The following is a 9,532-nucleotide window of genomic DNA, read 5'->3' on the forward strand; positions in this document are numbered from 1 at the left end:
CGCTCGCCCCCACCCGCCCCGGGCGCTCGCCCCCACCCGCCCCGGGCCGCGCCGGACGGGCGGGGAACCTTTTCGCCCCGCTCGTCCGTATGGAGGGCGGGGCGGTGTCATGCGCACCCCCAGCTGCCCATCTCCCCGGGAGGACGTCCATGGAGCCGGAGTCCGGCCTGCCGCGCTGTTACCGCCACCCGGACGTCGACACCGGCATCCGCTGCACGCGGTGCGAGAAGCCGATCTGCCCGCAGTGCATGGTCTCCGCCTCGGTCGGCTTCCAGTGTCCCGACTGCGTACGGAACGGCTCCGGCACCGGCCACGCGGCCACGGCCAACCAGCCGCGCACCCTCGCCGGCGGACGCGTGGCGAGCGACGGCCGCCTCGTCACCAAGATCCTCATCGCGGTCAACCTCGCCCTCTTCATCGCCGTCCAGGTGGTCGGCGACCGGCTCGTGGACGAGCTGGCGCTGATCGGCTACGCCTACGACCCGGGGCTCGGCGAGGTCGTCGGCGTCGCGGACGGCGAGTGGTACCGGCTGCTGACGGCGACCTTCCTGCATCAGGAGATCCCGCACTTCGTCTTCAACATGCTGGGCCTGTGGATCATCGGCGGGATCGTGGAACCCGAGCTCGGGCGGCTGCGCTACGCCGTGCTCTGCGTGCTGTCCGGTCTCTCCGGCACCGCGCTGGCCTATCTGCTGTCCGCGGCGAACCAGCCCTCGCTGGGCGCCTCGGGCATCGTCTTCGGCCTGATCGGCGCGTGGGCGGTGCTCGCCCGCCGCCGTCGCTACGACATGCGGCCGGTGGCCCTCTTCGTGGGTCTGTCGCTGCTGCTGACGTTCACCCGCCCCGGCATCTCCTGGGAGGCGCACATCGGCGGCCTCGTCGGAGGGGCCCTGGTGGCCTACGGGCTGCTGCACGCGCCGCGGGCCAAGCGGGACCTCGTCCAGTACGCGGCCTGTGGACTGGTGCTGCTGATCGATCTGGGGATGATCCTCGCCCGCTCGGCCGCGCTCACCTGAGCGAGAGGCTCTGTGGACGAGCTCCTGGCCAAGCTTTCCCCAGAGTTATCCACAGCGCGTGGCGGATCTTGTGCGTCCCGTGGGTAACGACTGCGCCCCTCGCCCCTGAGCTGGAGTTTTCCAGCGGGGGCGAGGGGCGCGGCACTCCCTGGACGGGGTTGCGGCAGTCACACCGGCGTCAACCTCGTGTGAGTTATCCACAGATCTTCGTAAGTTATCCAGTGCTGTGCACAACGCTGTGGATAACCTCAGGGCAAGGCTTGACCGGCAGGGCGGGAAGGGCTACTTCCACTGCGTCGAGACGCCGAACCCCGCCGCGATGAAGCCGAAGCCCACCACGATGTTCCAGTTGTTGATCGACTTCACCGGCAGCGTGCCGTCGGTGACGTAGAAGACCACGATCCACACCAGCCCGATGAGGAACAGTGCCAGCATCACCGGAGCCACCCAGCTGCGGTTGGTCAGCTTGATGTTGGTGGCCTGCTTGGCGGGCGGAGGCGTGAAGTCGGCCTTCTTGCGGATCCGTGACTTCGGCACGAGGGACTCTCCTGTCGATGCGCTGCGTGACCGCGCAGATAACTGTGGCTGGCGCCGGGATGTGACGCAGGAGGACCACTGCGTCCCCCGGGCGTCCGTTAGCGTAGTGCTTCCGCGGCACCGAAGGGGATCAGGGTACGTTGAGCAATTCCGCCGACTCTCCCTCCGGACCGGGCCGACCAGGACGATGGCGGCCGGTCCGGCTGCTCACCGCTGCCGTTTTCGCCCTCGCCGGACTGATCTTCGTCACCAGTTTCATCACCGCCAAGGGCACCAATCTCCGCACCGACGCCTCGCTCCTGCGGCTCTCGGACCTGATCGAGGAGCGCAGCCACAAGAACGCCGGCCTGGACGAGTCCACCGCGGCGGTACGCGACCAGGTCGACTCCCTGGCGGCCCGCGACGACGGCTCCACCAGGGCCGAGGACGCCCGGCTGCACGCCCTGGAGGAGGCGGCGGGGACGACCGAGACCTCCGGCCCCGGGCTGACCGTCACCCTCGACGACGCCCCGGCCGACGCCCAGGCGGCCCCCGGCTACCCCGAACCCCAGGCCAACGACCTCGTCATCCACCAGCAGGACCTCCAGGCCGTGGTGAACGCCCTGTGGAAGGGCGGCGCCAAGGGGATCAAGGTCATGGACCAGCGGCTCATCTCGACCAGCGCCGTGCGCTGCGTGGGCAACACCCTGATCCTCCAGGGCCGGGTCTACTCCCCGCCGTACAAGATCACCGCGGTGGGTGACCGGGACCGGCTGAACAAGGCGCTCACGGACTCCCCGGCGATCCAGAACTACCAGCTCTACGTGAAGGCCTACGGGCTCGGCTGGAAAGTCGACGAGCACAGGGCGGTGACTCTGCCCGGCTACTCGGGCACAGTGGATCTCCACTACGCGAAGCCTGTGGGCTGAGGACTCTCCGGAGAGCGGCGCCGCCGGGCGGGACGCTCCGGACCGTCCCGGGTCCGGACAGGCCCCAGCCGCGGGGAGGTCCGGCCGGTGTCGGTGCGACTGATCGTGAGGACGTTCAGCGAGCTGTGCCTCACCGCCGGATCCCTGATCGTCCTCTTCGTCGTCTACGTGCTCCTGTGGACCGGGGTGAAGGCCGACGGCGCCGCGGCCGGGCAGATCGACACGCTGCACCGGGAATGGCGGGACCGGCCCGCCGCGGGCGCACCGGACACGCCCTCCGCGCCCGACCCGGCACCCGCCCGGCGCCTCGAGGCCGGCCGGGGCATCGCCGTCATGTACGTCCCGCGCCTCGGCCGCGACTGGGAGTGGCCCGTCCTGGAGGGCACCGGGCCCGGCGTCCTGAAGAAGGGCCTCGGCCACTACGCCACCGGCGCCCGGCTCGGCGGGACCGGCAACTTCGCGGTGGCCGGCCACCGCCGCACCTACGGAGATCCGTTCAAGGACTTCCCCCGGCTGCGCGCCGGTGACGCCGTCGTCCTGACCGACGGGACGACCTGGTACACCTATCGCGTCGCCCGGGCCCCGTACCGGACGCTGCCCACCGACACCGGCGTCATCGCGCCGGTGCCCGCGCCGCTGCGGAAGGGCGCCGCCCCCTACGACGGGCCGGGCCGCTACCTGACCCTCACCACCTGCGACCCGGAGTGGGGCAGCAGCCACCGGCTGGTCGTCTGGGCCCATCTGGACGCCACCCGGCCTGTGACACAGGGCAAGCCGCCGTCTTTGGGCAGCTGACACCTCGCGGGGACATCGACCCGTACTCTGGGTGCCGTAACGAACGGAAGGGGCAGCGGACGTCATGTACGGCTGGATCTGGCGGCATCTGCCGGGCAACGCGTGGGTGCGGGGACTCCTGTCGCTCGTACTCGTCCTCGCGGTCGTCTACGCGCTCTTCCAGTACGTGTTCCCCTGGGCGGAGCCGCTGCTTCCGTTCAACGATGTGACGGTGGACGGCCAGTGAGCGCGCGGATTCTCGTCGTCGACAACTACGACAGCTTCGTCTTCAACCTCGTCCAGTACCTCTACCAGCTCGGCGCCGAGTGCGAGGTGCTCCGCAACGACGAGGTCGAACTGGGCCACGCCCAGGACGGTTTCGACGGCGTCCTGCTGTCGCCCGGCCCCGGAGCGCCCGAACAGGCCGGTGTCTGCATCGACATGGTGCGCCACTGCGCCGCAACCGGCGTGCCCGTCTTCGGCGTCTGCCTCGGCATGCAATCCATGGCCGTCGCCTACGGCGGAGTCGTCGACCGCGCCCCCGAGCTGCTCCACGGGAAGACCTCGCTCGTCACGCACGGCGGCCAGGGCGTCTTCGCCGGGCTGCCCTCGCCGTTCACCGCGACCCGCTACCACTCGCTGGCCGCCGAGCCCGCCGCGCTGCCGGACGAGTTGGAGGTCACCGCCCGGACCGCCGACGGCATCATCATGGGGCTGCGCCACCGCGACCTGGCCGTCGAGGGCGTGCAGTTCCACCCCGAGTCGGTGCTGACCGAGCACGGCCACCTGATGCTCGCCAACTGGCTGGAGCAGTGCGGCGACAAGGGGGCGGTCGGACGGTCGGCGGGCCTCGCGCCGGTGGTGGGCAAGGCCGTCGCGTGACCGCGGGGTCGCCTTGGTTCCGGGCGACGGACCCGCCGGACGGGGAGCCGGAACCGGGCGGCGCGGCCGCGTCCGTGCCCGAGCCGGCGTACGAGGCGTCCCCGGAGACGGCCTACGGGGCCGGATACGCGGGCGGTCACACGGCCGGCGGGTACGAGACGCCGTCGCCGTCCTACGACGCCGCGGCGTACACCGACACGACCTACCAGGGCACGTACCCGCCCGCCTCCGCGGAGCCGTTGCCGCGACAGCCCGAGTACGGGACGGGGGCGGCCGCGCCCGGGTACACCGCCGGGTACGAGCCGGCGGCCACCGCTGCCGGGTACGCGCCGCGGACCCCTGAGCGGGCGTACGAGCCGCCGGCCCCCGAGGCCGCGTACGGCACGACGGCTCCCGAGGCCGTGTACGAGCCGATACCGGCCGTTCAGGAGCCCTACGAGCCCCACGACGAGACGATGGCTCTGCGGTCCGTGGAGCGGCCTCCAGCGCCCGAGCCGGGCCCGGGGCGGGCCGAGCGCCGGCGGGCCGCCAAGGGCCGCGGCAGGCGCGCCGCGCCGGCGGCGGCCGCGACCGCCCCGGCGGCGCCCGCGGCCCCGCTCTCGCGGGTCGAGGCCCGGCGGGCGGCCCGGGCCCGCAAGGAGAGCGTCGGCGTCGTCGCCAGCCGCGTCGTGGGCGAGCTGTTCATCACCTTCGGCGTCGTCATGCTGCTGTTCGTCACGTACCAGTTGTGGTGGACGAACGTCCGCGCCGGGCAGCAGACCGACCGGGCCAAGCAGCAGATCGAGAACGACTGGTCGCAGGAGAAGAAGGGCGACGTCCCGGCCGCCTTCGAGCCGGGCCAGGGCTTCGCGATCATGTACATCCCCAAGCTGGACGTGGTCGTCCCCATCGCCGAGGGCATCAGCAAGCCCAAGGTCCTGGACCGGGGCATGGTCGGCCACTACGCGGAGGGCACCCTCAAGACGGCGATGCCCGCCGACAAGGAGGGCAACTTCGCGGTGGCCGGCCACCGCAACACCCACGGCGAACCGTTCCGCTACATCAACCAGTTGCAGCCGGGCGACCCGATCGTCGTCGAGACCCGGGACGCGTACTACACGTACGAGATGGCGAGCATCCTCCCGCAGACCTCCCCGGCGAACGTCTCGGTGATCCGTCCGGTGCCCGAGGGCTCCGGCTTCAAGGGGCCCGGCCGCTACATCACGCTGACGACCTGCACCCCCGAGTTCACGAGCACGTACCGCATGATCGTCTGGGGGAAGATGGTCGAGGAGCGCCCGCGCAGCAAGGGAAGACCCGATGCCCTCGTAGGCTGAGGCGCTGAGATCACCACCCCTCCAGACGGGACGACGTAGTGGCACGTGCGCGCAACCGGATCGCAGGCTTCATCAGCGTCCTCGGCGAGCTCCTCATCACGGCCGGGCTCGTCCTCGGTCTGTTCGTCGTCTACTCGCTGTGGTGGACCAACGTCCTGGCCGACCGCGCGGCCGACGAGGAGGGCGACCAGGTCCGCGACCACTGGGCGGCCGGCGCGGGCGGCCCGGGGGCCCTGGACACCAAGGACGGCATCGGCTTCCTGCACGTCCCGGCGATGGACGACGACGAGATACTCGTCAAGAAGGGCACCGACACCGCCGTCCTCAACAACGGTGTCGCCGGCTACTACACCGACCCGGTCAAGTCGGCCCTCCCGCAGGACAAGCAGGGGAACTTCACGCTCGCGGCGCACCGCGACGGACACGGCGCCAAGTTCCACAACATCCACAAGCTGAAGAACGGCGACGCGATCGTCTTCGAGACCCGGGACACCTGGTACGTCTACAAGGTCTACCGGACGTTGCCCTCGACGACGAAGTACAACGTGGACGTCCTGCAGCCGGTCCCCAAGGAGTCGGGCCGCACCAAGCCGGGCCGCTACGTCACGCTGACGACGTGCACGCCGATGTACACCTCGGACTTCCGCTACATCGTGTGGGGCGAACTGGAGCGCACGGAGAAGGTCGACCACGACCGCACCCCTCCGGCGGAGCTGCGCTGACGGCGCGCGGCCCCTGCGGGCGTACGTGGGAAGAGCCCCGGCATCCAGGATGCCGGGGCTCTTCCCGTGGTGCGGTCGGGCGGCGTCAGTCGAAGATGCCGCCGTTGTTGTTCCCGCCGAACGTCTTCACGTTGATCGCCTGGTTCGGCTGGCCCGTGGTGCCGGCCGGGACGTCCTGCTCCCGGATGCGGGCGTTGCCGTCGTTCGACCCGTCGACGTTGCCGAGCTGGTAGCCGGCGGCGGCGAGGGTCTGGCGTGCCTGGTCCAGGGTCTGGCCGAACAGGTTGGGCACCGGCTGTCCGGTCGGCTGCTGCGGGCCCCTGGAGACCTTCAGCGTGATCTGGACGTCCTTGGCCTGGTTGGTGTTCCCGTTCGGGGTCTGTCCGACGACCGTGTTGGCGGGCTGGTCGTTGTCGACCTCCTGGCGGGCGACGTTCGTGAAGCCGAGCAGCTTCAGGTCCTGGACCGCCTGGTCGAAGGGGCGTCCGGTGACGTCCGGCAGCTGCGACTTCTCCTGCTTGGCCACCGTGATGACGACCGTGGAGTTCTTCTCGGCCTGGGAGCCGCCCTCGGGCTTCTGCTTCAGGACGGTGCCCGGATCCTCGTCGGACTCCTCCTGCTTGACCTCGACCGTGAAGCCCTTGTCCTTGAGCTGCTGCTCGGCGGACTCGCGGGACTTCTCGGTGACGTCCGGGACCTCGATGAGCGGGGCGCCCTCGGAGAGGGTGACCGTGATCGTCTCGTTGACGTTCATCTTGCTCGTGCCGTCCGCGGCGGGCGTCTGCTTGCAGATGGTGCCCTTGGGCTGGTCGCAGCGCTCGGTGCCGCTGGAGGCCACCTTGACCTGGCTGTTGACCGCCAGACCCTCGGCTTCCTTGAGCGTCTTGCCGACGAACTGCGGCACGATCACCTGGTCCGCGCCGTCCTTGCCGCTGACGAGCGACCGGCCGATCAGGATCGCGCCGACCAGCACCAGGATGCCCGCCAGCACCAGCAGGATCGTCGAGGTGTTCGACTTCTTCTGGCGGCGGCGGTCGGGGCGGTCGTCGTAGCCGTAGCCGCCGTCGTCCGGGTTCATGGGCGGCAGCATCGAGGTCTGGCCGGCCGGGTCGGCCTGGCGCAGCGCCGTCGTCGGCTGGTCGTCCGGCGCGTAGCCGCCGTAGCCGCCGCCGTACGCCACGGCTCCCATGCCCGCGGCGGCCGCGACCGGCTGACCGTCGAGGCAGGCCTCGATGTCGGCGCGCATCTCGTCCGCGGACTGGTAACGGTAGTCGGGGTCCTTGACCAGTGCCTTCAGGACGATGGCGTCCATCGGGGGCGTGATCTCGGGGTCGAAGTTGCTCGGGGGCTGCGGTTCCTCGCGGACGTGCTGGTACGCGACGGCGACCGGCGAGTCGCCCACGAACGGCGGCCGGACGGTGAGCAGCTCGTAGAGCAGGCAGCCGGTGGAGTACAGGTCGGAGCGGGCGTCGACCTGCTCGCCCTTGGCCTGCTCCGGGGAGAGGTACTGCGCCGTGCCGATGACCGCCGAGGTCTGCGTCATGGTCATGCCGGAGTCGCCCATGGCGCGCGCGATGCCGAAGTCCATGACCTTGACCWSGCCGGTGCGCGTCASCATGACGTTSSCCGGCTTGATGTCGCGGTGCACGATGCCGGCGCGGTGCGAGTACTCCAGGGCCTGGAGGATGCCGACCGTCATCTCGAGCGTGCGCTCGGGCAGCAGCTTGCGCCCGGAGTGCAGCAGCTCGCGCAGGGTCGAGCCGTCGACGTACTCCATCACGATGTACGGGATGGACACGCCGTCGACGTAGTCCTCGCCCGTGTCGTAGACGGCGACGATCGCCGGGTGGTTGAGCGAGGCGGCCGACTGGGCCTCACGGCGGAACCGGGCCTGGAAGGACGGGTCGCGGGCGAGGTCGGCCCGCAGCGTCTTCACGGCGACGGTGCGGCCGAGCCGGGTGTCGTGGGCGAGGTAGACCTCCGCCATGCCACCACGGCCGAGCACCGAGCCCAGCTCGTACCGGCCGCCGAGGCGACGCGGCTCTTCCATAACTGATCCAGCCCTCTCCGTCTGTCCCGACCGCACCCGTGTGTGGTCCGGCGGTGTGCTGTTCGCGCATACGCTACCGGCCACGGGAAGGGGTTCCGCCCGTGACCGGCACCTGATACCTGACCGGTACCTGGCCGGTGCCCGGCCGTGGGGTCAGCTCCTGCTCTTCAGGACCGCCTTCATCACGGCCTTGGCGATCGGGGCGGCGAGGCCGCCACCGCTGATGTCCTCGCGGTCGGTGCCCTCGGAGTCCTCGACGATGACGGCGACGGCGACCGGGGAGCCCTGCGAGGTCTTGGCGTAGGAGATGAACCAGGCGTAGGGACGCTTGGCGTTCTTCGCGCCGTGCTGGGCGGTTCCGGTCTTGCCGCCGACCTTCACGCCGTCCATCCCGACGTCGGCGTTGCCGCCGGTGCCGTTGGTGACGACGTTCTCCATCATGGTCTGGATGAGCTGGGCGTTCTGCTGCGAGACCGGGCGGCTCATCTCCTCGGGCTCGGTCTTCTTGAGCACGTCGAGGTTGGGGGCGCGGAGCTCCTGGATCATGTACGGCTTCATGAGCTTGCCGTCGTTCGCGATCGCGGAGGCGACCATCGCCATCTGCAGCGGGGTCGTCGCGGTGTTGAACTGGCCGATGGAGGAGAGCGCGTTGCCGCCGCGGTCGGCCTGCTTGTCGTAGACGGAGGCGGCGGACCGGACCGGGGTGAACTGCTCGGCGTTGAAGCCGAACTTCTCGGCCGTCTCGACCATCTTGTCGCGGCCCACGTCGTCGCCGAGCTTGGCGAAGACGGAGTTGCAGGAGATCTCCAGGGCCCGGTTGAGGCTGGCGTTGGCGCAGCCCTGGGCGTGGTTGACCATCGGCTTGGTGGAGAGCGGGATCTTCCAGCCCTCGGGGGTGTCGGTCGCCGCGTTGATGTCGGTGACCTTGCCGTTCTCCAGCGCCGCCGCGGCCGTGACGACCTTGAAGACGGAGCCGGGCGGGTAGATCTCGCGGATCGCCCGGTTCAGCTTCGGCTTGTTCTTGTCCTTCTCGAGGGCCACCCAGGCCTTCTCGTCGTCGCCGGAGTAGCCGGCGAAGGAGGAGGGGTCGTACGAGGGGGTGGACGCCATCGCGAGGATCTTGCCGGTGGACGGCTCCAGGGCGACGACGGCGCCCGTCTTGTCGCCGAGGCCCTTGAACGCGGCCTTCTGGGCGGCGCCGCTCAGGGTGGTGACGACGTCGCCGCCCTTCTTCTTCTCGCCCGTGAACATCGCCATGGTGCGGTCGAAGAAGAGCCGGTCGTCGTTGCCGGTGAGGATGCCGTCCTCGATCTTCTCGATCTGGTTG

At 70.4% G+C, this 9,532-nt stretch carries 10 protein-coding genes; 7 read left to right on the top strand and 3 right to left on the bottom strand.

Translation table 11 applies throughout. The annotated features are described in order from the left end of the window. The first annotated feature begins 149 nt into the window (after positions 1-149). Positions 150-1,016, top strand: a complete 867-nt coding sequence (locus tag EAO71_RS19040) for a rhomboid family intramembrane serine protease (protein ID WP_147978808.1) — start codon at positions 150-152, stop codon at positions 1,014-1,016. Between the two features lie 282 nt (positions 1,017-1,298). On the opposite strand, the gene crgA is transcribed toward EAO71_RS19040, so the two are convergent. Next, positions 1,299-1,553: a cell division protein CrgA gene (gene crgA, locus EAO71_RS19045; protein ID WP_137988265.1), complete on the bottom strand. Its 255-nt coding sequence runs from the start codon at positions 1,551-1,553 to the stop codon at positions 1,299-1,301. Between the two features lie 140 nt (positions 1,554-1,693). Here crgA and EAO71_RS19050 point away from each other — a divergent pair, with 140 nt between their 5' ends. The 6 genes from EAO71_RS19050 (at position 1,694) to EAO71_RS19070 (ending at position 6,155) form a co-directional block, all read left to right on the top strand. Beyond that, positions 1,694-2,461 (top strand): DUF881 domain-containing protein, encoded by a 768-nt coding sequence (locus EAO71_RS19050; protein WP_147978809.1) that lies wholly within the window; start codon positions 1,694-1,696, stop codon positions 2,459-2,461. 87 nt (positions 2,462-2,548) lie between these two features. Further along, the gene (locus EAO71_RS19055) at positions 2,549-3,256 is read left to right on the top strand and encodes a class E sortase (RefSeq protein ID WP_147978810.1); all 708 of its coding nucleotides are present in this window, start codon (positions 2,549-2,551) and stop codon (positions 3,254-3,256) included. A 64-nt stretch (positions 3,257-3,320) separates the two neighbouring features. After that, entirely contained in the window at positions 3,321-3,482 is a 162-nt protein-coding gene (locus EAO71_RS37770; RefSeq protein ID WP_187282707.1) for a hypothetical protein, read from the top strand. Further along, positions 3,479-4,117: an aminodeoxychorismate/anthranilate synthase component II gene (locus EAO71_RS19060; protein ID WP_147978811.1), complete on the top strand. Its 639-nt coding sequence runs from the start codon at positions 3,479-3,481 to the stop codon at positions 4,115-4,117. Before EAO71_RS37770 ends, EAO71_RS19060 begins: the two co-directional genes overlap by 4 nt. Continuing rightward, the gene (locus EAO71_RS19065) at positions 4,114-5,433 is read left to right on the top strand and encodes a class E sortase (RefSeq protein ID WP_147978812.1); all 1,320 of its coding nucleotides are present in this window, start codon (positions 4,114-4,116) and stop codon (positions 5,431-5,433) included. The genes EAO71_RS19060 and EAO71_RS19065 overlap by 4 nt, the downstream gene beginning before the upstream one ends. A 38-nt stretch (positions 5,434-5,471) precedes the next feature. Beyond that, the gene (locus EAO71_RS19070; RefSeq protein ID WP_147978813.1) at positions 5,472-6,155 is read left to right on the top strand and encodes a class E sortase; all 684 of its coding nucleotides are present in this window, start codon (positions 5,472-5,474) and stop codon (positions 6,153-6,155) included. 85 nt (positions 6,156-6,240) lie between these two features. Here the strand turns inward: EAO71_RS19070 and pknB are convergent, their stop codons facing one another. Together pknB and EAO71_RS19080 are read right to left on the bottom strand one after the other, a co-directional pair. Further along, the gene (pknB, locus tag EAO71_RS19075; RefSeq protein WP_147978814.1) at positions 6,241-8,205 is read right to left on the bottom strand and encodes a Stk1 family PASTA domain-containing Ser/Thr kinase; all 1,965 of its coding nucleotides are present in this window, start codon (positions 8,203-8,205) and stop codon (positions 6,241-6,243) included. 153 nt (positions 8,206-8,358) lie between these two features. After that, positions 8,359-9,532 (bottom strand): peptidoglycan D,D-transpeptidase FtsI family protein (locus tag EAO71_RS19080; RefSeq protein WP_147979387.1); only part of this gene is annotated, 1,174 nt, incomplete at its 5' end.

The organism is Streptomyces sp. MS191, from assembly GCF_008042125.1.
Taxonomy (GTDB): Bacteria; Actinomycetota; Actinomycetes; order Streptomycetales; family Streptomycetaceae; genus Streptomyces.

Coding starts and splice junctions, on each gene's coding strand:
- EAO71_RS19040 (WP_147978808.1), top strand. CDS start 150: ATGGAGCCGGAGTCCGGCCTGCCGCGCTGTTACCGCCACCCGGACGTC.
- EAO71_RS37770 (WP_187282707.1), top strand. CDS start 3,321: ATGTACGGCTGGATCTGGCGGCATCTGCCGGGCAACGCGTGGGTGCGG.